Annotated in this window: 21 protein-coding genes and 1 pseudogene; 11 read left to right on the plus strand and 11 right to left on the minus strand. The window is 63.6% G+C overall.

Annotated elements, in window-relative coordinates; translation table 11 throughout:
• Nucleotides 1-83 precede the first annotated feature (83 nt).
• On the plus strand, nt 84-764 hold the full coding sequence (locus FJW06_RS18150) for a gamma-glutamyl-gamma-aminobutyrate hydrolase family protein (protein ID WP_140753602.1): 681 nt from the start codon (nt 84-86) through the stop codon (nt 762-764).
• 10 nt (nt 765-774) lie between these two features.
• On the opposite strand, the gene FJW06_RS18155 is transcribed toward FJW06_RS18150, so the two are convergent.
• The 5 genes from FJW06_RS18155 to FJW06_RS18175 form a co-directional block, all read right to left on the minus strand.
• Nucleotides 775-2,397 carry an ABC-F family ATP-binding cassette domain-containing protein gene (locus tag FJW06_RS18155; RefSeq protein ID WP_140753603.1) on the minus strand — a complete coding sequence of 541 codons (1,623 nt, stop codon included), beginning with the start codon at nt 2,395-2,397 and terminating at the stop codon, nt 775-777.
• A gap of 131 nt (nt 2,398-2,528) precedes the next feature.
• A complete protein-coding gene (locus FJW06_RS18160; protein WP_140753604.1) occupies nt 2,529-3,272 on the minus strand; it encodes a 2OG-Fe(II) oxygenase in 744 nt (247 codons plus the stop codon).
• A gap of 253 nt (nt 3,273-3,525) precedes the next feature.
• The gene (locus FJW06_RS18165) at nt 3,526-4,050 is read right to left on the minus strand and encodes a hypothetical protein (protein ID WP_140753605.1); all 525 of its coding nucleotides are present in this window, start codon (nt 4,048-4,050) and stop codon (nt 3,526-3,528) included.
• A gap of 5 nt (nt 4,051-4,055) precedes the next feature.
• Entirely contained in the window at nt 4,056-4,478 is a 423-nt protein-coding gene (locus FJW06_RS18170) for an OsmC family protein (RefSeq protein WP_140753606.1), read from the minus strand.
• 223 nt (nt 4,479-4,701) lie between these two features.
• Nucleotides 4,702-6,234, minus strand: a complete 1,533-nt coding sequence (locus FJW06_RS18175) for an acid phosphatase (RefSeq protein ID WP_140753607.1) — start codon at nt 6,232-6,234, stop codon at nt 4,702-4,704.
• Nucleotides 6,235-6,506: 272 nt separating this feature from the next.
• Between FJW06_RS18175 and FJW06_RS18180 the strand changes: the two genes are divergently transcribed.
• Nucleotides 6,507-7,727 (plus strand): cytochrome-c peroxidase, encoded by a 1,221-nt coding sequence (locus FJW06_RS18180; protein WP_246674683.1) that lies wholly within the window; start codon nt 6,507-6,509, stop codon nt 7,725-7,727.
• 215 nt (nt 7,728-7,942) lie between these two features.
• Here FJW06_RS18180 and FJW06_RS18185 read toward each other — a convergent pair whose 3' ends face one another.
• A complete protein-coding gene (locus FJW06_RS18185; RefSeq protein ID WP_140753609.1) occupies nt 7,943-8,530 on the minus strand; it encodes a dihydrofolate reductase family protein in 588 nt (195 codons plus the stop codon).
• A gap of 39 nt (nt 8,531-8,569) precedes the next feature.
• Nucleotides 8,570-9,433, minus strand: a complete 864-nt coding sequence (locus FJW06_RS18190; RefSeq protein ID WP_140753610.1) for an NmrA family NAD(P)-binding protein — start codon at nt 9,431-9,433, stop codon at nt 8,570-8,572.
• 97 nt (nt 9,434-9,530) lie between these two features.
• Here FJW06_RS18190 and FJW06_RS18195 point away from each other — a divergent pair, with 97 nt between their 5' ends.
• A complete protein-coding gene (locus FJW06_RS18195) occupies nt 9,531-9,947 on the plus strand; it encodes a helix-turn-helix domain-containing protein (protein WP_140753611.1) in 417 nt (138 codons plus the stop codon).
• A gap of 45 nt (nt 9,948-9,992) precedes the next feature.
• Here the strand turns inward: FJW06_RS18195 and FJW06_RS18200 are convergent, their stop codons facing one another.
• The 4 genes from FJW06_RS18200 to FJW06_RS18210 form a co-directional block, all read right to left on the minus strand.
• A complete protein-coding gene (locus FJW06_RS18200) occupies nt 9,993-10,208 on the minus strand; it encodes a hypothetical protein (RefSeq protein ID WP_140753612.1) in 216 nt (71 codons plus the stop codon).
• 530 nt (nt 10,209-10,738) lie between these two features.
• Nucleotides 10,739-10,885 carry a hypothetical protein gene (locus FJW06_RS30180; protein ID WP_181178404.1) on the minus strand — a complete coding sequence of 49 codons (147 nt, stop codon included), beginning with the start codon at nt 10,883-10,885 and terminating at the stop codon, nt 10,739-10,741.
• Between the two features lie 99 nt (nt 10,886-10,984).
• Nucleotides 10,985-11,218: a hypothetical protein gene (locus FJW06_RS18205; RefSeq protein WP_140753613.1), complete on the minus strand. Its 234-nt coding sequence runs from the start codon at nt 11,216-11,218 to the stop codon at nt 10,985-10,987.
• Nucleotides 11,219-11,341: 123 nt separating this feature from the next.
• Nucleotides 11,342-11,818, minus strand: a complete 477-nt coding sequence (locus FJW06_RS18210) for a phosphatase PAP2 family protein (protein ID WP_348644055.1) — start codon at nt 11,816-11,818, stop codon at nt 11,342-11,344.
• A gap of 104 nt (nt 11,819-11,922) precedes the next feature.
• Here FJW06_RS18210 and FJW06_RS18215 point away from each other — a divergent pair, with 104 nt between their 5' ends.
• The 8 genes and pseudogenes from FJW06_RS18215 (at nt 11,923) to FJW06_RS18250 (ending at nt 20,920) form a co-directional block, all read left to right on the plus strand.
• On the plus strand, nt 11,923-12,405 hold the full coding sequence (locus FJW06_RS18215; protein WP_140753615.1) for a DUF2127 domain-containing protein: 483 nt from the start codon (nt 11,923-11,925) through the stop codon (nt 12,403-12,405).
• 381 nt (nt 12,406-12,786) lie between these two features.
• The gene (locus FJW06_RS18225) at nt 12,787-14,643 is read left to right on the plus strand and encodes a DUF4396 domain-containing protein (protein ID WP_140753616.1); all 1,857 of its coding nucleotides are present in this window, start codon (nt 12,787-12,789) and stop codon (nt 14,641-14,643) included.
• Nucleotides 14,644-14,740: 97 nt separating this feature from the next.
• The gene (locus FJW06_RS30185) at nt 14,741-14,899 is read left to right on the plus strand and encodes a hypothetical protein (protein ID WP_181178406.1); all 159 of its coding nucleotides are present in this window, start codon (nt 14,741-14,743) and stop codon (nt 14,897-14,899) included.
• 232 nt (nt 14,900-15,131) lie between these two features.
• A complete protein-coding gene (locus FJW06_RS18230) occupies nt 15,132-16,199 on the plus strand; it encodes a type III polyketide synthase (protein WP_140753617.1) in 1,068 nt (355 codons plus the stop codon).
• Nucleotides 16,196-16,918, plus strand: a complete 723-nt coding sequence (locus tag FJW06_RS18235; protein WP_140753618.1) for a methyltransferase domain-containing protein — start codon at nt 16,196-16,198, stop codon at nt 16,916-16,918. Before FJW06_RS18230 ends, FJW06_RS18235 begins: the two co-directional genes overlap by 4 nt.
• The gene (locus FJW06_RS18240; protein ID WP_140753619.1) at nt 16,915-18,174 is read left to right on the plus strand and encodes an NAD(P)/FAD-dependent oxidoreductase; all 1,260 of its coding nucleotides are present in this window, start codon (nt 16,915-16,917) and stop codon (nt 18,172-18,174) included. Before FJW06_RS18235 ends, FJW06_RS18240 begins: the two co-directional genes overlap by 4 nt.
• A 240-nt stretch (nt 18,175-18,414) precedes the next feature.
• Nucleotides 18,415-18,812: pseudogene (locus tag FJW06_RS18245) on the plus strand (DUF2231 domain-containing protein).
• A gap of 569 nt (nt 18,813-19,381) precedes the next feature.
• Nucleotides 19,382-20,920, plus strand: a complete 1,539-nt coding sequence (locus FJW06_RS18250; protein ID WP_246674685.1) for a DUF2778 domain-containing protein — start codon at nt 19,382-19,384, stop codon at nt 20,918-20,920.
• Nucleotides 20,921-20,984: the final 64 nt, after the last annotated feature.

The following is a 20,984-nucleotide window of genomic DNA, read 5'->3' on the forward strand; positions in this document are numbered from 1 at the left end:
AGTCGGAACTGGACGCTGGTACATTTCCAGCAGCCCGCTAAGCTTTATCGTGGTTCTCGCGAAACGAGCGGCAGGAGCCTCCGATGAAGCGCATCGTTCTGGTCCGGCACTCGGAAGAACCGGGCGACGATCATGTTCAGACCACTCTGGAGGCTAACGGCCACGCGGTCACGACGGCGATGCCTTTCAAGGGCGAAGCGATCGATCTCGAAAATGTCGACGGAGCCGTGATCTATGGCGGCCCGTTCAACGTCTTCGATACCGACAAGCATCCGTTCCTCGATCACGAAGCCGCGCTGATCGAGCATTGCCTGGACAACGATCTGCCGCTGCTTGGCATCTGCCAGGGCGCGCAGCAGATCGCCTGGCATCTCGGCGCCGATGTCGGGCCGGTGGAAAGCGGCATCAGGGAGTTCGGCTATTTCGAGATCACGCCGACGGCCGAGGCCGGCGACTTTCTCGATCGGCCGCTCTTCCTGCCGCAGAATCACTTCCATACTTTCGCCCTGCCGGCGGGCGCGGTGCACCTCGCCTCGAGCGAAACCTTCCCCAATCAGGCGTTCCGGATCGGCGACAGGACCTACGCGCTGCAGTTCCATGCGGAGCAGGGTCCGGCCGGCTTCCGCCGCTGGCAGGAGCGGCAAGGCGCACCCTATGGCACGCTCGGCGCGCAGGACCGGGACGAGCAGGACCAGCTGATGGAAGCCCACCATGCAGCGCAGCAAGCCTGGTTCAGCGGCTTTGTGACGAGACTTTTCGGCTGAGAAGCGGTCGCTACCCCCTCAGCCCCGGCGCCTCCTGGCCGGTGCGGGCGACATATTCCGTGTAGCCGCCGCCATAGGTGTGGATGCCTTCGGGCGTAAGCTCCAGAACACGGTTCGACAGCGCCGCCAGGAAATGGCGGTCGTGCGAGACGAAGAGCATCGTGCCTTCATACTGCGACAGCGCCTCGATCAGCATCTGCTTGGTGGTGATGTCGAGGTGGTTGGTCGGCTCGTCGAGCACCAGGAGGTTGGGCGGATCGAACAGCATCAGGGCCATCACCAGTCGCGCCTTCTCGCCGCCCGACAGCACGCGGCACTTCTTCTCGATCTCGTCGCCCGAGAAGCCGAAGCAGCCGGCTAATGCGCGCAGCGGCGCCTGCCCGGCCTGCGGAAAATTGTCCTCCAGCGTCTGGAAGACGGTGCGCTCGCCGTCGAGCAATTCCATGGCGTGCTGGGCGAAATAGCCCATCTTGACGCTCGGCCCGCGCGCGACCGTGCCCTCGTCGGGCTCGGAGGCGCCGGCGACCAGCTTCAAAAGCGTCGACTTGCCGGCGCCGTTGACGCCCATCACACACCAGCGCTCGCGGCGGCGGATCTGGAAGTCGAGCCCCGAATAGATGGTGCGGCTGCCATAGGCCTTGTGGATGCCCTTCAGCGTCGCCACGTCCTCGCCGCAGCGCGGCGCCGGCTGAAACTCGAAGGCTACCGTCTGGCGGCGCTTGGGCGGCTCGACGCGGTCGATCTTGTCGAGCTTCTTCACCCGGCTCTGCACCTGCGCGGCATGCGAGGCGCGCGCCTTGAAACGCTCGATGAAGGCGATCTCCTTGGCCAGCATCGCCTGCTGGCGCTCGAACTGCGCCTGCAATTGCTTGTCGGCCAGCGCGCGCTGCTCCTGGTAGAATTCGTAGTTGCCGGAATAGGAGGTGAGCGCGCCGGCGTCGATCTCGATGATTTTCGACACGATGCGGTTCATGAACTCGCGGTCATGCGAGGTCATCAGCAGCGCGCCGTCATAGTCCTTCAGGAATTTTTCGAGCCAGATCAGGCTTTCGAGGTCGAGATGGTTCGACGGCTCGTCGAGCAACATGACGTCGGGCCGCATGAGGAGGATGCGGGCGAGCGCGACGCGCATCTTCCAGCCGCCGGAAAGTTTTGAAACGTCACCATCCATCATCTCCTGCGAGAAGCCGAGGCCGTCCAGCACCTCGCGGGCGCGGCCGTCGAGCGCATAGCCGTCGAGCTCCTCGAAGCGATGCTGCAATTCGCCGTATCGCTCGATGATGGCGTCCATCACGTCGGCGCGCTCGGGATCGCCCATGGCGTGCTCGAGCTCGCGCATCTCGGCGGCGACAGCGCTCACCGGCCCGGCGCCTTCCATGACTTCGGCGACGGCGCTTAATCCGCCCATGTCGCCGACATCCTGGCTGAAATAGCCGATGGTAACGCCGCGATCGACCGAGACCTGGCCTTCGTCAGGCTGCTCCTGGCCGATGATCATGCGAAACAAGGTCGTCTTGCCGGCGCCGTTCGGGCCGACCAACCCAACCTTCTCGCCCTTCTGCAACGCGGCCGAAGCTTCGATGAAGACGATCTGTCGGCCGTTCTGCTTGCCGATATTTTCAAGGCGGATCATGGGCTCGTAGGGATTAGGGATTAGGGAGTAGGGAGTAGGGAGTAGGGAGTAGGCCCAATAAGGGAGTACGTGCGATAAGGGAACCCCTCACCGCTGCTTGGCCCGGACGTAACCCACTGCCTGCTGCCTGTTCACCTCGCGTCGTGGAAGATGATCCCCACCGTATGCCGCCGCCCGGACCGCAGCCTGCTCACGCCGTGGCGCAAATTCACACGATAGTACCCCTTCGTTCCCTGCACCGGTCGATTGTGCACGGTAAAGATCACCGCATCGCCGCGCTTGAGCGGCACCACTTCGGCGCGGCTTTGCATGCGCGGGCGCTGCTCGGTGAGCACGAACTCGCCCCCAGTGAAATCCTCACCGGGCTCGGACAGCAGGATCGCCACCTGCAGCGGGAAGGCGAGCGTGCCGTAGAGGTCCTGGTGCAGGCAGTTGAAGTCGCCGGGACCGTATTGCAAGAGAAGCGGCGTCGGCCTCGTCTGGCCCTCGTCGTGGCAGCGCTTCAGGAAGGCGGCGTGATCGGCGGGATAACGAAGCGCCACGCCCATCTTCTCGTTCCAATCATTGGCGACGGTGGCGAGGCGTGGATAGAGGGCGGAGCGCAGGCCTTCGATCAGGTCCGGCAGCGGGTATTTGAAATAGCGATATTCGCCCTTGCCGAAGCCGTGGCGGGCCATCACCACATGGCTGCGGAAATGCTCCTCATGCGGATAAAGGCCGGCGATATCGGCGCATTCTTCCGCTGACAGCAGGCCGGGCATGACGGCGCAGCCATGGGCGTTGAGATCGGAGACGATGCCGCGCCAATCCTGCGCGGCGACGCGAGATTCGGAGGACCGGCCGACGCGCTTGGCACTGAGGGAATGCATGGTCATGGTTGGCTCCTTCGCTTGGTGCCAAAGTGGGGCGAAGAACGTGCATCGGCCACCCGATTCCTGCGGAGGTGGGCGGCCTCCCCTTCTCCGCTGCGGGAGAAGGTGACCTCGCGAAGCGAGGTCGGATGAGGGATGCTGGAAGGAATGAGGCGGCGGCGATTTCAACCTTGTCGCCAAGCTGGAACACCCCTCATCCGTCTCGGCGCTGCGCGCCGATCCACCTTCTCCCACAGGGAGAGAGAGAAGTCGCGCCTCACCGCCTCCGATACATCTCCAGCTCGGGATCGAGATCGACCTTGACCGCATTGGTGAACACGCAGGTCGCCACCATGACGCCGGCGAAGGCGGTGAGGTTGACCAGCAGCGCCTCGTCGTAGCGTGCCTTTAGCGCGGCCCAGGTCTCGTCCGGAACGGCATTGCCATCGGCGGCGACCGCCTTGCCGAAGGATATCAGCAGAGCCTCATGCGCGGTGGGCTCGATCGCTTCGGGATCGATGCCGCTCTCGATCAATGCGCGACGAAAGAAGGTCACCGGGATTTCGGCGCGCATCGTCTCAGCGATCGCCTTGGAGAACAGCCAGATCGCGCGGTCGTCGAGCGTGGGCCTGAGCAGGTCGCGCAGCGTGAACCATTCGGCGTAGATGCGATGGGCGGCGGGCGAATGCAGCAAGATACGCTTCATGTTTGTCATGCGGCCGCGCAGCTTAAGCTCGCGGTCGTGCTCGGCGCGGATATCGTCCGAGGCGGTCGCGTAGTCGATCGGCGAAAGATGCGCCATCGCCCTCACCCCAGCGTCGCGTGAAGCGCGGGCGCGCGGCGCAGCGTGTTGGAGACGGTGCAGATGTCTTCGGCGTCCGCGAGGATCCGCTGCTTGGTCGCAACGTCGAGGTCGCCGGTGATCTCCAATCTGACGGTGAATGTCTCCACCCGCGAGGGCTCGTCCTTCGCCTTGTCGCCGGTGACCTCCGCCCTCACCTCGCCGAGCCGGTCGGCGACGCCGAGGCGGGTGGCGGCGATGCGGGCGCTGAGCACCATGCAGGCGGCCAAAGAAGCGTAGAGCAAATCGAGCGGGCTGAAGCCCGGAGCGCTGACCTGGGTGACGACATCGACCGTGCCGCCGGTGGGCGTCGTAACCGCCGGCAGGCCGCCAGGTGGCAGGACGGCGAGCGCGCCGACGTTGCGGGTTCTGATTTTGAGGTCCGCCATCGTGTCGTCTCCAGTTTGGAGGCCATTGATAGCGGACGGGAATTCACTGAGGCAATCGTCGGCGCAGATCGTGGGCGATTGGCGTTTCCTCGCCCGCAGGAAATGGGGAGAGCTCGGCGAAGCCGAGACGGAGAAGGGGAGCGCCCTACGAAAGCCCCTCTCCGTCAGCTTCGCGGACACCCCTCCCCGCCTCTGGCGGGCGAGGAACTCAAGTCCTGAAACGCTACCTCGTCAGATCCAGCGCCGCCGTCAGATCCCCCATCGGCGGCTGGTCGTTGTTGCGCAGCGCCTTGTCGCGGGTGACGATGCCGGGCAGCACCGGCAGGTCGTAACGGTTGGTAATGAAGCGCAGGATCGAGGTGGTGTCGTACTGCGTGTGGTCGACCATGCCCATCTTCGCATAGGGCGAGATGATGAATGCCGGAATGCGGTTGCCTGGACCCCAGCGGTCGGCCTTGGGCGGCGCGACGTGGTCCCAGAAGCCGCCATTCTCGTCATAGGTGATGACCACCAGCATATGCGCCCATTGCGGGCTCTTCTCCAGATGCGCGACGAGATCAGCCAGGTGCTGGTCGCCCGAGGTCACATCGGCATAGCCGGCATGTTCGTTGAGGTTGCCCTGCGGCTTGTAGAAGGTGACGGCCGGCAGCTTGCCGTCATCGATTGCCTTGACGAAGTCGACGCCGTCGAGGCCGCCATCCTTGAGATGCTCGGCCCGCGCGGCGGTGCCCGGCGCATAGGCGGCGAAATAGTTGTAGGGCTGGTGGTGGAACTGGAAGTTCGGCACCGGTGTCGCGTTCTTGCCGTCAAGTGCCGCCTGCCAGGCGCCCGCATACCAGGCCCAGGAAACGCCCTTGAGCGTCAGGAGATCGCCGATGGTGATCTCGTGCTGCGGCGGCAGCGTGTTCGGCTGAGCCGGATCGGCCAGCGCCTTGTCGCCGCCCTCGGCCGGCTTGTTGGCGCTCGGCTGGTAAGGCGGCTGCATGGTGTTGACGGCGTAGAAGTCGGGGGTGATTGCGCCGTCATTGGCGAATTTCGGCACGCCGCCCAGCGCCGAGGCGGGCGAATTGTCGGCCGGCTTCAGCGTCACGCCGTCCGCCTCGACGACGGCGATCTGGCCCTTCACCGGACTGGTGTCCGCATTCGGATAATAAGGCGCGCAGGCGCAGGCGAGCATGAAGTGGTTGAGGAAGGAGCCGCCGAAGGCGCCCTGGAAGAAATTGTCGGCCAGCACGTATTTCTTGGCGACGTTCCACATCGGCAGGTTGGAGCCGTCGTAATGGCCCATGACCAGCGCGCCGGAATCGGCCCAGGCGACGAACTTGTCGTTCCGGCCGCCGTCGATCTGCATCTGCTCCTGATAGAAGCGGTGCCAGAGGTCGTGCGTGACGACATTGGTCCCTTCGTTGAAGCCCTTGGGATCGTCAATGGCGAACACTGCATTGGCAAGATGCGCGCTCTGCGCTTCCGTCACCGCCGGGGTTACACCCTTTCCGGTCAAGCCGCCCCAGACCGGCGGAAGTTCAGAAAGCGGCTTGCCGTCGCGGTCGAGCTGGCGAGCCTGCTCGGGCGATACATTGGCCAGGCCATTGGCGCCAGGGAAGCCGCCATAGAGGTTATCGAAGCTGCGGTTCTCAGCGTAGATGACCACGACGGTGTCGATCTTGTCGTAGCCGGGAGGAGCGGCCTGGGCAGCAGCGGCGAGCGATGCCAGCGCCGTGGAGGCGAGGCAAAGTGAGAGAAAGGTCCGGGTCATCGGGAAATGCCTCGTGGCTTGGAAATGGCTGGAGGACGGCAATGCAGGAACGCAGCTGCATTAATGCCCAGCTACTTCGACGCCTTGTCACCTATGTGACAGTTCTGCAGCGTCCGAACACGGTTTCGTGAGCGAGACGGGCAGTCATCAATCCGTTGCACTTGATCCCTACGTCGCGAAAAATCGGGCCTTACGTCGCGAACGAGATCGGGCGAGGAAAATCAGGGATGTCGCCGCAGACGTTGGGACGGAAAAACCGCGCGATCGCTCTTATGGCAGCTTCGATCGTCGGCTTGACCGCACCTGCCAACACCGCGAAACCTTCCGGCGTCCATCCCGGCCCAATGTCGCGCCAGGAAGCCTATGCCCGCGCGGACGCGCTGACGGCGCTGGGGCGGCAGATGTTCTTCGATCCGTCTCTCTCAGCCTCGGGCAAGCAGGCCTGCTCGTCCTGCCATGATCCCAATCACGCCTTCGGGCCGGCCTCAGCCTCGCCGGTCGAGATGGGCGGAGCCAATCTCGACCGGCCCGGCGTTCGCGCCGTGCAATCGCTGCGCTACCTGCAGGCGGCGCCAGCCTTCACCGAGCATTTCTACGACTCCGAGGATGAAGGCGACGAGAGCATCGATAACGGCCCGACCGGCGGCCTGACCTGGGACGGCCGCGCCGACCACGGCAAGGACCAGGCGAGCATCCCACTGCTATCTTCCTTCGAGATGGGCAACAAGGATGAGGGCGCCGTGGTCGCCAGCCTGCGCAAGGCGCCCTATGCCGACGCTTTCAAGGCAGCGTTCGGCGCCGATGTCTTCGATCATCCGCAGGACGCCTTCGATGCCGCGGTCGAAGCGCTCGGCACCTTCGAGCAAAGCAGCGCAGATTTCTATCCCTATTCCAGCCGCTACGACGCCTTCCTCGCCGGCAAGGCACAGCTTTCTGTGCAGGAGCTGCATGGCCGGATGCTGTTCGAGGACGAGACCAAGGGCAATTGCGCCAGCTGCCATCTGAGCGAGCCCGCCAATGACGGCGAGCCGCCGCAATTCACCGACTACGGCCTGATCGGGATCGCCGTGCCGCGCAATCCGGCGATCCCCGCCAATGCCGACCCGAATTATGTAGACCTCGGCCTGTGCGGTCCGCTGCGCACTGACTTCAAGGGGCGGACCGACTATTGCGGCCTGTTCAAGACGCCGACTCTGCGCAACGTGGCGCTGCGCAAGAGCTTCTTCCACAATGGCTATTTCCACACGCTGCGCGAGGCGGTCGCCTTCTACGCCAGCCGCGACAGCGATCCCGCGCGCTGGTATCCGAAGAAAGCCGATGGCACGGTCGACAAATTCGACGATCTGCCAAAAGCCTACTGGCCGAACCTCAACACCGATCCGCCGTTCAACGGCAGAAAGCCCGGCGACAAGCCGGCGCTGACCGACGCCGAGATCGACGACATCGTCGCCTTCCTCGGCACGCTGACGGACGCCGACCAAGCGGGGCAGTAGGCAAGCGCTTATCGGCCTGACATCATGAGGCCCGCGGGTTCGTCGCCGCGGGCAACGATCATGCAGCCTGGCCGCGGCCCGGACGGCCAGCCGGCCACCTGCGGCTGGTCAGCGGAGGAAGCTTCCGACCGTCCGGGAAAGGCGCGGCCAGACAGGCAGTTAGGAAGGCAGGCTGCCGGATTGAATCACGGTAGCACGGCTTCGATTATCATCTCTCATCGCTCCGGCGCGTAGCGACTCACCACCATGCCGCTGGCATAAGGCTTCGAGCCGAGAAGCTTCAGCCTGCCAAAGTCGCCCTCGCCGAATATGCGATGGCCGCTGCCCAGCACCGCCGGATTGATGAAGAACTGGAACTCGTCGACAAGGCCGGCGGCGATCAGCGCCGAGGCAAAGCCGGCACCGCCGAACACGGCGATGTCGCCGCCTTGGCCTTGCTTCAGCCTGTGCACCTCGCGCGGCAGGTCACCGCTCACAACCCGCGTGCGCTCCCAGCGCGAAGCCTCGAGCTTGTCGCTCGCTACCACCTTTTCGACCTCGACGATGCGTCGCGCGAAGGCATAGAAGGGATCCTGCGGATATTTCTTCGCCGCATTGCCCCAATGGGTTAGATAGCCCTCCTCAGCCATCTTGCGGCTCAAGAGGATGGTGTCGACGGTCGTGAAGACGGCGTTGAAGTCCTGCTTAAGCTCCTCGTCCCAGGCGCTGTCATCGCCCCACTCCCAGAGCTGCCATCGACGGTCCTCGTCGGCGCCGACAAAACCGTCGACCGACATCTGCATTTGCAGGATGAGCTTTTTCATATCCGGTTTCCCTTGCAGAAATTGGCTGCCTGTGAAGGCTCAGGCCGCGGCGCGCGAACGGGCGAAAGCTTGGGCCCAGGCTTCGAAACTGGTCGGTGTGGCATTTTCGGCAGAGGGGACTTCCAGCGCCCAGCGCTCGCCTCTGTTGAAGCTTGCCGCCGTCTCACCCAGCGCATCGGCAAAACTCGCCGATATGCCATTGGCGACCATGCCGGCGCGCGCATCGGCGAACGGCGCTTCATGATAGGTGACATCCTTGCCGATCGCCCGGCCCAGGATCGTGGTGGCCCGTTCGAGCGTGTAGCGGCCGCCGCCGTGCAATTCGACAACGCGCCGGGCCGGGAAATGTTCGGCGCTCAATAGCTCGGCGGCGCGCTCGCCAACGTCCTTGGCGGCAATCAGCGGCATCGGCAGGTCGCCACGGAAGGGCGAGGCGAAGACGCCGGACGGCGCCTGCTCGACGAAGCCCATGCCCTTGATGAAATTCTCCATGAAGAAGGAGGCGCGCAGATAGACGAGTTCCTCCAGGCCTAGCGCCGCGAGCCGCTCTTCCATCAGCGCAGCGCCAAGCGAGGTGCCCATTTTGAGATGGGCGTTGAGACCGCTGAGGAGCACGACCCGGCGCAGGCCCGCCTTGGCGATGGAGGATGCCAGCCGTGCGCCGACATCGTCCTCAAAGCAATGCAGATCGGTCGCCGTGACATCGAAGGGGATCATCACGTAAGCGCTGTCGGCGCCCGAGAAGGCGGCGTCGAGCGCCGCCTGATCGTCGAGGGCAAAGCCCAGGCTGCGGGCGACACCGCGCACCGTGTGCCCTGCCCCGGTCAGCCTGGCCGAGACCTCGACGCCGACTTCGCTGGTTGCGCCGACGACCACGATCGTGCGGATGGCATGCCGGTTCATATCGATCTCCTCTCGCCAATGATTTACTTTTGGAACTAATTGACGCAAGGCATGAATGATGTCAATAGTAAAGTGATTTAAAAATGGAACCGTACTAATGTCGACCAAAAGACGATCCGGCTGCCCGATCAACCTCTCGCTCGAACTGCTCGGCGACCGCTGGACGCTGCTCATCATCCGCGACCTGGTCTTCGCCGGGAAAAGGCATTTTCGCGAGTTCCTGCAATCCGACGAAGGCATCTCGTCCCGCACGCTCGCCGAGCGGCTGCAGACACTGGTCGACGAAGGCATCCTCACCCGCAGCAGCGACCCGACGCACGGGCTGAAGGCGATCTACCGGCTGACCGAAGCCGGCATCGACCTTCTACCGGTGCTGGCGACGCTGGGCGCCTGGGGCAGCAAACATCGCAGAGCCGACGACAAGCTCGCGCGGATCGCGGATGAACTCGCGGCCGGCGGCGAGCCGGCGCTTGAGCGGATGAAAGAGCGGCTCAGGGCGGAGCATTTGGGGTAGCAGCAGGACGCCCGCGGTTGCCAAGCTCCTCGTGCGGAAGATGCCTCAGCGCGCCCGCCCGCGCCGCAGCGGCCCGACCGGCTCCTCCGTCGGCGGCTCGCCGGGCAGCCCCAATCGCAGCCGCTCCTCCTCGGCGAAGATTTCGGCCTGCGCGTGAATATCGAACACTTGCTGCGTCAGCCTGCCGCCATCGACAACGCGCACGATCCATTGGCCATTGACGGCTTTTACGCGGACACTGTTTGGCTCGCTCGTTACCATATACAGCTCCTGCTCTTCGTTCGAAGAAACTGCCTAGTTGCTTTCCAATATGACCTAGCGTTCTTTGAGTTTCTGGGAAGTGTGGCTTGTCGACAGTTAGTGCAAAGGGCCCGCCGTTATTCAATAAAATTGCTGGGCCTCGCGAGTAAAAACGAGCATGACGGATCAGGCATGCCTTTGCATCTTGGCGTAGCGGAATTCCACTTCGCCACGACGTTTGGTATGCGCGAGGACGCGGCAGCGGATTTTCGAAAGCGTCCGGATGGGACTGCGGATCGCGCGATCCGGCATTTGCTTTACGGGAGTGCGGACGAATTCGCGCGGTGGCGGCCCGGCAGCCTTGGGGGGTGATACTGGGTTCGGCGGCCGGGCCTGACCGGAGTTTGCGAGGCCGCCGGCTGTCACAAGCATGCGCTCGGGCCTGGCCAAGGACAAGAACGACCTAGGCCCTAGGACCAAAGCTGCAAGGCATGCCCTCACGACCAGTTGTGCTTCGACCGACCGGCAAGCAAACGCGCCGAACGCCAGCGTCAAAAGCCGAAGAAATGCCGGCCGATGAGGTAGCCGAGCGCCGCGACGATCAGCGGAAACAGTGCCGGCGCGGCCTTGCTGAACAGCGAGGGGTTCATCTCCTTGGCGGGCGCGCTGGGTTTGGCATTGCCGAGGTTTTTGGTCATGGACTTGTTACCGGTTGGGGGCCAGCTGCCGGCCGAGCCTTTAAATTAGCAATCGCTTATTAATGTTCCGGCAAGCCCGACGCTACAATTCGCGGCAATTTATTCCGATCGCTGGGTACGCTCGGCAAGCGCGAAGGCCTGGAGATTTCCCGATTTGCCGAGATCCTGGTCGGCGTTGGCGATGATGGCGTGGAAGGCTGCCCGGGCAATGTCCTTCTTCTTGGCATCCGGATGCAGTTTTCGCACGGCCTTGAGCAGGTCTTTCGGTTTCATATCGGGGGTGACGACGCGCATCAGCGTATCACCTATGGCCTGCAATTCGCTGGCTTCCATGACGATGAACTCTGTGTTGGCAACGGGAGCCTTAGCATATAACGGGTCGAGCGCGTCAGTTTTGTGATGCGCCGTCCATCATCCTTTTTCGTGAAACCGCAGCCGGGCGCCTTGGCGGCGCGTTCAGAGGAGCCTTGTGGCGAAGGCGTCGAGCCGCGAATTCTCCTTATAGGCCAGCCGGACCGCCAGCGCAGCGATGGCGGCGGTGGCGGCGCCGCCGATCACGTCGCTGACATAATGCGTTCCGATGAAGATCCTGGACCAGCAGATGACGAACGCAACCGCGAACAGCGCCAGCGTGCGGCGCGGCAGCGCCTGCATGGCGAAGGCAGCGACGATGGCCGTGCTGGCGGTCGCGTGATCGGAGGGGAACGACCAATCGGCGCTGGGCGCAATGAGAAGATGGGTGACGCCGGCGTCGTAGGGCCTGATCCGGTGAACGAAGAGCAGGATACCCTGGTTGATCGCCAGCCCGAGCAGAAAGGAAAGCCCGGCGGACAGGCAGGCATGGCGCACATGGGAGCGATCGGCCCTCGACCACCATTGAAGGGCGACCGCGATCACCATCAGCGGCACGCCGATTTGTGAGATGATGATCATTGTCCTATCAAGAAGCAGGCTTATGCCGGCGGCCGAATTGATCCAGTGCGTGAGAGAAGCGTCCATTCCTACCTGATGTCCCTGTGTAAAAGTGAGGTCGATCGTTGAAACCCGCCAGCGAGCACCGCATTCACCAGCTCTTTGAGGTCGGTGTATGGCTAAAAGGTGCCCATGCCTTGATCGAGTGCGTCAGCGGTGTGCTGCTTTACCTCATCACCACCGAAACGATCGCCTCCTGGGTCAACATGTTCACCCAGGACGAACTGATCGAGGATCCCACCGACTTCATTGCCGCCCACCTGTCGCGGATGGCGGCCGAGTTCTCCCTCGCCAGCAAGCAATTCTATGCCTTCTACCTGCTCAGCCACGGGCTGATCAAACTCTTGCTGGTCATCGGCCTGCTGCGCGGCAAGCTTTGGTCCTACCCGGCCTCGCTGGTGGCGCTCGGCGCCTTCATGGCCTACCAGATCTATCGCTACTCCTACACGCATTCGCCCGGCCTGCTCGTGCTGACCGTCTTCGATGCAATCGTCATGTGGCTGATCTGGCGGGAGTGGAAGACGGTGCGCCGCCATATCGCGCCCTGATCACGCCCCGCCTCATTCGACTTTGCGCCGGAACTTCGAATGGCAGTTCGTGCAACCTGCAGAACGAGGTGCAGGCGATGCTCTGCCGGCATTTTTGCCGGATCGGCCTCGGCGACGTCCTGGCGCTTGTGCCGTGGAGATGGAAAGGTGGTCCATGTCGGCCTGGTTGACTATTTCCCACAACTCCGTCTCGCCGGCCCTGGCAAAGACATCGATGCGCCATGTCGAGACTTCGTCGCGAAGGTAAGGGTTCCAGCTAATGGAAGGCCAGGCTCGATCGAGCCTGGAGCCAGAAATTCCGCAGGATGGATCGTAGTGGCCACCGGCCGCGTTCATGCGCAGGGGATGCAACCAGCCGTTCCGTCGAGCAGAGGCCGCATCATGCTCATCCAGCCGATGGACTATTTCCTGCTTGCCTGGTTCGTAGTCGCGGCCGCTTCGACGCTCTATGTCGGCTTCGACCAGTACCGCAACAATCCCGAGCCGGTGGTGATGAAATGGGGCTTCATCCTGGTAACGCTCTATATGGGTCCGCTCGGTCTGCTGCTTTATGTGCTGGCCGATAAGGAACCGCGCCCCGGCGAGCATGAGGCCTTCACAAAACCTCTTTGGAAGCAGGGCGTAGGCTCGACCATCCATTGCGTCGCCGGCGATGCCACCGGGATTATCCTTGCCGCGGTCGTCACCGCCACGCTCGGCCTGCCGATGTGGCTCGACCTCATCGTCGAATACCTTGCCGGCTTTGCCTTCGGCCTCTTCATCTTCCAATCGCTGTTCATGAAATCAATGATGGGCGGCAGCTATCGGGAAAATGTGAGGAAGAGCTTCCTGCCCGAGTTCATCTCCATGAACTTCATGATGGCCGGGATGGCTCCGGTCATGAGCTTCCTGATGATGGGCCGCGACATGCGCGCAATGGAGCCCACCGAGCTTCTGTTCTGGGGCGTGATGTCACTCGGCGTCATCGCCGGCTTCGTGCTGGCCTATCCCGCCAATGTCTGGCTGGTCGCGCGCGGCCTCAAACATGGGCTGATGACCGAGCGCCCACAGCAGGCTGAAGCGAGCGAGCACGGCCATCACCGGCGGGCCCATGGACCGGCGGGCGAACACAGCGCTGCCGCTCATCACATGCGCTCGGATGCGACCACGCCGCAGATAGCGGCGCTCGGTACGGTGTCGGCGCTGGCCCTGGCGCTCGGCATGGCAGCGCCTGCGAACTGGCTGAACCTCAGACTCTCGGCCCGCGACGTCGGCGGAGTGATCATGCCGCAGGGCATGATCATGGACCGTGACACGCCGGCTGACGCCATGCGCGACATGGCGGCGGCCGACCCGCGCCTGGTGACTGCATCCTATGGCCTTTCGGCCAGAGGGGACCAAGACCTGCCGTTCCGGATGGAGAATGGCGTGAAGCTGTTCGAGCTGAGGCCGGCGGTGATCCGCTGGCAGATCCTGCCGGATGTGGCGGTCGACGCCTATGCCTATAACGGCCAGATTCCAGGCCCGCGCATCCATATCCGTCAAGGCGACCGGGTGCGCATCAACGTCACCAACGGACTGCCGGAGGAGACGACAGTGCACTGGCATGGCCTGATCCTGCCCAACCAGATGGACGGGCCGGCCGAGATCACCCAGCCGCCAATCGAGCCCGGACAATCCTATTCCTACGAGTTCACCGCCACCCAACACGGCACCTATTTCTACCACCCGCACGCCAAGCCCGACCGCACCCAGGCACTCGGCCTCTATGGCGCGCTGATCATCGATCCAGCCAACCCCGCCGACGAGGTCGCCGCCGACCATGACTATGTCATCGAACTGCAGGAATGGCTGGTGCGCGAAGGCCTCACCTATCCATCGATGCCGATGGACGGCGGGATGCCGAACTTCTTCACGATCAACGGCAAGTCCTATCCATCTACCGACACCATCCATATGAAGGTCGGCGAGACGCTCAAGGTTCGGTTTATCGGCACCAACAACGGCTTTATCCATCCGATGCACATCCATGGCGGCCCGTTCGAGGTGGTTGCCCGTGACGGCGAGACGATTCCTCCCTCGGCCCGCTTCCTTGCCGATACCGTCAATGTCGGGCCGGGCCAGCGCTACGATGTCATCTGGAAGGCGCAGCGACCCGGCAAGTGGCTCATCCACTGTCACATCCCGCATCACACCACGAACAACAATGTCGAAGAGAAGGGCGGCGGCGGGCTGATGGTGGTGATCGATGTCACGTGACCGTGGCAGAGCGCCCTGCATTCGCTTGTCCGACGCACCCGTTCGGAGTTCGGAACTCTTGCCGCTCTCGCGGGGTTGATATGCGAGACGAACCACCATGGAAGACAAACCACCAGCCGAAAACCCGGGAAGGATCCTCACCACCGTGCTGGCGATCTGCCTGATCATCATCGCCTTGTTCTTTATCGGCTTCAAATATTCGGAGCGCGATCAAGGTGCCTTGGTCGTGCCCGGAGCGATGCAGGGCGGCAAATGATCGGCCAGCAGTCCTTGCCCGTCAGGGTATGGAAAGGCTGTAACGCTTTGATTTGCCTGTCATCCCTTGCAATTCTTGAGTTCGGGATCTCACGTCGGGGAAGAAGCAGGTTTTCCCAAACGTTTATCGAACAGGCAACGCTCAGCGTCTTGCGCCTGTCACGGGCGTTCATGAGCAAGGAATCCTTCCGGCAACAGCGCGTCCCCGCGCCCGAGGCTAGGGAGACAAGTACATGTCCGTCAGCGCCTATATCAACCGGATCGCGACAGCGGTTCCGGAGCATGAGGTCCACCAGTTCTATCTGGACTACGCGGCCTCGATGCTCGCCGCCGATCGCAGGAAGATATTCGAACGCATGGCCGGACTTGCCGGTATTGAGCACCGCTTCTCCTGCTTTGAGCCTGCTCTCGACCCCGAGGGGCCGTCGGCCGATCTCGGCGGAGCCTTCAAGCGCGGCGCGTTTCCCGGAACGGCCGCCAGGATGGCCATGTTTGCTCAAGCAGCACCCGTCCTGGCGCAAAAGGCAGTCGACGGGCTGCGCCTTGGTGACGAGGTATCGCGCATAACCCATCTCATCGTCACCACATGCACCGGTTTCTCCGCGCCCGGCATCGACCTTGATCTTGCCGCGCGCTGCGGCCTGCCGGACGGTATTGAACGCACGATGATCGGGTTCATGGGCTGCTACGCTGCAATCAACGCCCTCAAGCTTGCCCGTCACATCGTCCGCTCCGACTCACGTGCGAAGGTCCTCCTGGTCAACATCGAAGTCTGCACGCTGCATTTGAGGGAAACCAGCGAGCTGGAAAAGCTGCTGTCCTTCTGCCTTTGGGGCGATGGCTGCGCGGCGACGCTCGTCACTGCCGAGCCGCCCGGCATCGAGCTCGATAGCTTCCGCTGCACCATCGCGGCCGAGCAGCGGGACCTGATGACCTGGGACATCGGCGACCATGGCTTCAACATGTTCCTCTCCGGTCAGGTGCCGGCGGCAATCCAAGAAGCTCTGCGCAACAACCAGGACGCGATCCTCGACGGCCGGCCAGCCGAAGCGATCGACCTCTGGGCCGTGCATCCCGGCGGGCGGTCCATTCTCGACGCCGTCGAGAGGGCGCTGAACCTCACACCCGCGGCACTCGAGCCGTCGCGCGAGGTGCTGCGCCGATATGGCAACATGTCGTCGGCAACGGTTATGTTCGTGATGGAGGAGATGCTGAAAGCGCCGGGCGACCTGCGCGGCTGCGGCATGTCGTTCGGACCCGGACTGACGGCCGAGACCATGTTGTTCCAGACCGCTTCATGAACGCGCTCGATCAACGGAACCTCGTCCCAGAAATCCTCGACTGCCTCGGGCCGGACGATCCGCGGGCGCTCCGCTCGCGGCGCGATCTGCGCCGCATCAACGCATTGATGTTCCAAGCGCCCATTATGGCGTCGCTGATGAGGAAATTCTTGGCCGTCAGGCCTGCCCGCATTCTGGAGATCGGGGCTGGCGACGGCACCTTCATGCTCAAGGTGGCCCGGCGCATGGCAAGAGATTGGCCAGGGGTGGAACTGACGATGCTCGATCGCGTCGGCCTCATCACTCCCGAGCTCGTGGCGGATTTCGACGGTCTGGGATGGCAGGTCAAAACCTTTGTCGCCGATGTCTTCGACTGGGCGGAAAAGGCGGGTGGCAGGCCCTTCGACGCGATCATGGTCAATCTGTTCCTGCATCATTTCGACGACGACAGCCTGCTGCGCCTGTTTTCGCTATTGCGGCGCATGGCTCCGCTCATCCTGGTTACGGAACCGCTGAGGGCCGGCTTCGCGCTGGCCGCCGCCCGTCTTCTCCCGGCGATCGGCGCCAATGACGTCACCAGGCATGACGCCGCCCAGAGCGTGCGGGCCGGCTTTCGCGGGAGCGAGCTTTCCGATCTCTGGAGCGCCGCCGGCGGCAGACCACTGGAGGAGCGACGCGCCGGTCTCTTCTCTCATGTCTTCGTCGGTGCCGCGTCGATGCCTGCCGGGAATATGCCATGAGGCGGCCGCCCACCCACGATGCGATCGTAATCGGCGGCGGCCCGGCGGGCACGTCGGCGGCTCTGGCGCTCGCCCGGCGTGGCTGGGCCGTGGCGATCGTGGAAAAAAACGCATTTCCGCGCCGCAAGGTATGTGGCGAATATATCTCTGCAAGCAATCTGGCGCTTCTCGACCGGCTGGAGATCGGCGATGCCTGGCGCGCCGAGGCCGGTCCCGAAATCCGCCGGGTCGGCCTCTTTTCCGGCGACACCAAGGTCGAGGCGCCGATGCCGGGCGCGAAGTCCGGGGACCCGGCGAGAGGCCGCTTCGGCCGCGCGCTCGGCCGCGACATACTGGATACACTGCTGCTCGATGCGGCCCGATCGGCCGGCGCAGAAATCTTCCAGCCCTACCGCGCCATCGCCATCGAGCGGGATGGCGATCGCCAGCGGGTGCGGATCCAGGCGGGAGCCGCGACTTCCCGCGATGAGGCGACGATCCTACGGGCGCCGGTGATCATCGCTGCGCACGGCTCATGGGAGCCGGGGACGCTGCCGAGCCAACTCGAGAAGAAAAGCCGCCCCTCGGATCTCCTCGGCTTCAAGGCGCATTTTTTAGGATCGACGCTGCCGCCCGACCTGATGCCCCTGCTAACGTTTCCCGGCGGTTATGGTGGCATGGTGCTCGCAGATCATGGTCGCATGTCCCTCTCATGTTGCATAAGACGCGACATGCTCATCCGCCTGCGCGGCGGCCTCGCCCGCGAACGCGACGGCCATGTCTCCGCCGCCGAAGCCGTCGAGCATCATATCGTGGCGACATGCCGGGGCGTGCGGGAAGCCTTGGAGCAAGCCCGCCTCGACGGTCCATGGCTTGCCGCCGGCCCAATCCGGCCGGGCATCCGCGTTGGCTACGCAGCAGACGTCTTCCGCGTCGGCAACGCTGCCGGCGAGTCGCATCCGATCATTGCCGAAGGCATATCGATGGCGCTTCAGTCCGGCTGGCTTCTGGCTATGGAACTGAACGAGGCGGCAAGCGGACAGAGAGGGCGCGATGCGGCCGGCAGACGTTATGAGGCGGCCTGGAAAGAATTGTTCTCTACCCGTGTCCTGGCCGCAGAGGCCATCGCACGCATTGCGCTTGGTTCCGGCGGTGCCGCCATGATGAGGGCGGTCGTCCGCAATTTTCCGCGGACGCTCTCCTTGGGAGCTCGGCTCAGCGGCAAAACGAACCCCGTCCCGGGCTTGGCCGCGGCATGCTCGGCGGGAGGCGGCTGAGCCCTGCCGCCCCTGCCAGTTCGCAACGCAGTAGCATTGTGGACGCGGGGTTATGGAACATTCCGGGCCATCCGGAGTCGTATATTGTCCGGCTTTTTGCGGCCAAGCCCGCAATGCGTAGTGATGTGGACTGAGGGCGGCGCTCGCCACGCTTTACGAAGGCAGTGCCATGGTCCAGCATACGATCTCCCCCACAATCCGCACAGCACGGCAAGCATTGCCGGGCATCCTATCCATGCAATGCTGATCCCGTTCCCGATCGCCTTCTTCGTTGCGACCCTGGTTTCCGACGTCATCTTCTGGCGAACCGGCAATCCGGGCTGGGTCACCGCTTCAGTCTGACTGCTGGGGGACGGTCTGATCATGGCCGCCCTGGCGGCGCTTGCCGGTCTCACCGATGTGCTCGGCAATACCAGATCCGCAATCTTCAGGACGCATGGCTCCACGCCGGTGGCAATGTAATCGTCGTCCTGATCGAGCTCTACAACCGGTACTCGCGATATGCCCATGCAGAAACGGCGGTGGCCTGTCGGCCTGGTCCTGTCGCTGATCGTCGTTCTCATCCTTTTGTTCACCGGTTGGAAGGGCTGGGGAATGGTCTACCGGCATCTGTCGGCGTCGCCGATCAGCCGGAATGACTACGCCGAAGACGCAACGACTCTGACGCACAGTTTTCACGTTTCAAGGCGCCTCCGCCTCCCGGCGGAAGCGCCTTTTCTGGAGTAATCCGTCGAGGCGACACCGTTCGGCCCGCTTGCCCGCTGGTCCAATATATCTTGGACGAACTTGTCACAGCGCCGACCACTTGGTCGCATTTTGACCCAAATCGGCCTCTAGCCGGCTGAAGATGTTGCGGTTCCGGTCTTCACGGTTTCTTGACAGGGGCCGGAAAAACGGGCAGCAAAGCGGGTGAGGGAGAGCATTTTTACCGTGGCGAAGACTACGGAGGGCTCTTTTCGTATGGACCGTCGCCAAATCGGCGATTGGTGGAGGGATTGGTTAACCATCTTTGTCCATCTTTTGAATCAATCGGCAACAGACGCGTGAAGGTGCAGGGGGCACCGGCGAACTGTGATCGTGACGGGTGCCAGGTCCGCAAACCGGCATGCCGATTGAGAGTGGTCGTATGGCGTTTTTGCGTTTGAAAAACCGGGGTGACACTCCTCATGGGGAGGTAACTTCGAAAAAGTCTGGTCATCGTTGGGTCGTGGTGCCTGCTGTCGGCGCCGCTCTTGCCCTATGGTCCATCGGCACCTTGGCGGGGCTCTATTCGGTAAGCACCTCGCTGACCGCCGCTTCCAACGGGTTGCCGCAAAGTCTGCTTTCGCCGCGCACCATAGCGCTTGGCGACCAGCGCCGGCAGATTGCCAACGCCTGGGCGCCGCGCCTTGCCGCCAAGGGCGGCTACAAGGCAGGCTCGCTCACCGGCGGCTGCGACGCCGGCTGCTTCAGCCTCGCGGCAAGCTTCAGGGATAACGGCCAAGCTCTTGAAAAGCTGAAGAATGAAGGCCGCGACGGCAAGATGGCACGCCTCAAGTTGCCTGCTCCCGACAGCGTCGCGCAGGAAAAGGTCGTGGTGGCGTCGGCCGCCGAAGCCGCCGATCGTTTCGACGGCGTGGTGAAGCGTGCAGCGCTTTCGCCGCAAAAGCTTGCCGATGCCTTTGCCCGTGCCGAGAAGGCGCCATTCCTGCTCGCCAGCCTGCCTTCGGCGAGCCGCTTCGGCGGCGCGCTGCCGGGTGCCCCCGCGGAAGAGCGGTTCGGTTCGCAGCCCGCTCAGATCGCCGGCGCCGAGCTGGCGCTCGCGCTCGCCAACATATCGCCGGAGGAGACGGCCGACGTTCCGACCGCCGTCGCGCTGCAAAACAGCGACGCGCCCGCCGGCAAGCCGGACAATGGGCAGGATGGCACGTATCAGGTCGCCTCGCTGCCGCCGCAGGACGATCTGCCCGACACGATCGCCGTGCCCGGCCTTCGCCCGCGCACCACGCTCGAGCGCGCCACCGAGGCGCCCGAACAGAAGGCGGCGAAGCCGCAGAAGCCGGAGATCAGGCAGCCGGAGACCACCACCAAGCCGCAGATGGCCAGGGCCAAGCCGCTGCCGGTCGCGGCCGACACCGCGCCAAGCACCCCGACGGCGGCCTCGCCGAGAAGCGGCGACCAGGCCCTGCCGGGCGTGCCGAATTCGAAGCCGATGGTGGCAGATTCCAAGCCTGGCAAGCGCAAGGCGCAGGCGTCGGAAATGCTCGCCTATGCCAAGCCGGACACGCCGGAGCGAGGCGGGCTCGGCAATGCCTTCCGCAACCTCTTCAGCGGGCCTTCTACGGGCAACGGCGTGGCAGTCTATGACATTTCGGCGAGAACCGTATACATGCCCGACGGTTCGAAGCTGGAGGCGCATTCGGGTCTGGGTTCGATGGTCGATCAGCCGCGCTTCGTCGACCGCAAGAATGTCGGCCCGACGCCGCCCGACACCTACAATCTGTCGATCCGTGAATCGCGCTTTCACGGCGTCGAGGCGATACGCCTGACGCCGGCCAGCGGCCGGAACAAATACGGCCGCAACGGCCTGCTCGCACACACCTATATGCTGCGCGGCGGCCGCGCCGAGTCGAATGGGTGCGTCGTCTTCAAGGACTACCACCGCTTCCTTGCCGCCTACAAAAAGGGCAAGATCAAGCGCCTTGTCGTCGTCCCGCGGCTCACAAGCTCTCCCACCCAGGTCGCCCAGGAAGGCCGCCAAGGTTAAACCCTCATCGGCCGGCGAACGGGTCGCCGGCTTTTATCGATCCCCACTTGCTGATCGGAAGGGC

The sequence above is a fragment of the Mesorhizobium sp. B4-1-3 genome, assembly GCF_006439355.1.
Taxonomy (GTDB): Bacteria; Pseudomonadota; Alphaproteobacteria; order Rhizobiales; family Rhizobiaceae; genus Mesorhizobium.

Bases quoted from the DNA above. Each gene is read 5' to 3' on its own strand.
- FJW06_RS18150 (WP_140753602.1), top strand. From the start codon at position 84: ATGAAGCGCATCGTTCTGGTCCGGCACTCGGAAGAACCGGGCGACGAT.
- FJW06_RS18155 (WP_140753603.1), bottom strand. From the start codon at position 2,397: ATGATCCGCCTTGAAAATATCGGCAAGCAGAACGGCCGACAGATCGTC.
- FJW06_RS18160 (WP_140753604.1), bottom strand. From the start codon at position 3,272: ATGACCATGCATTCCCTCAGTGCCAAGCGCGTCGGCCGGTCCTCCGAA.
- FJW06_RS18165 (WP_140753605.1), bottom strand. From the start codon at position 4,050: ATGGCGCATCTTTCGCCGATCGACTACGCGACCGCCTCGGACGATATC.
- FJW06_RS18170 (WP_140753606.1), bottom strand. From the start codon at position 4,478: ATGGCGGACCTCAAAATCAGAACCCGCAACGTCGGCGCGCTCGCCGTC.
- FJW06_RS18175 (WP_140753607.1), bottom strand. From the start codon at position 6,234: ATGACCCGGACCTTTCTCTCACTTTGCCTCGCCTCCACGGCGCTGGCA.
- FJW06_RS18180 (WP_246674683.1), top strand. From the start codon at position 6,507: ATGGCAGCTTCGATCGTCGGCTTGACCGCACCTGCCAACACCGCGAAA.
- FJW06_RS18185 (WP_140753609.1), bottom strand. From the start codon at position 8,530: ATGAAAAAGCTCATCCTGCAAATGCAGATGTCGGTCGACGGTTTTGTC.
- FJW06_RS18190 (WP_140753610.1), bottom strand. From the start codon at position 9,433: ATGAACCGGCATGCCATCCGCACGATCGTGGTCGTCGGCGCAACCAGC.
- FJW06_RS18195 (WP_140753611.1), top strand. From the start codon at position 9,531: ATGTCGACCAAAAGACGATCCGGCTGCCCGATCAACCTCTCGCTCGAA.
- FJW06_RS18200 (WP_140753612.1), bottom strand. From the start codon at position 10,208: ATGGTAACGAGCGAGCCAAACAGTGTCCGCGTAAAAGCCGTCAATGGC.
- FJW06_RS30180 (WP_181178404.1), bottom strand. From the start codon at position 10,885: ATGACCAAAAACCTCGGCAATGCCAAACCCAGCGCGCCCGCCAAGGAG.
- FJW06_RS18205 (WP_140753613.1), bottom strand. From the start codon at position 11,218: ATGGAAGCCAGCGAATTGCAGGCCATAGGTGATACGCTGATGCGCGTC.
- FJW06_RS18210 (WP_348644055.1), bottom strand. From the start codon at position 11,818: ATGATCATCATCTCACAAATCGGCGTGCCGCTGATGGTGATCGCGGTC.
- FJW06_RS18225 (WP_140753616.1), top strand. From the start codon at position 12,787: ATGCTCATCCAGCCGATGGACTATTTCCTGCTTGCCTGGTTCGTAGTC.
- FJW06_RS30185 (WP_181178406.1), top strand. From the start codon at position 14,741: ATGGAAGACAAACCACCAGCCGAAAACCCGGGAAGGATCCTCACCACC.
- FJW06_RS18230 (WP_140753617.1), top strand. From the start codon at position 15,132: ATGTCCGTCAGCGCCTATATCAACCGGATCGCGACAGCGGTTCCGGAG.
- FJW06_RS18235 (WP_140753618.1), top strand. From the start codon at position 16,196: ATGAACGCGCTCGATCAACGGAACCTCGTCCCAGAAATCCTCGACTGC.
- FJW06_RS18240 (WP_140753619.1), top strand. From the start codon at position 16,915: ATGAGGCGGCCGCCCACCCACGATGCGATCGTAATCGGCGGCGGCCCG.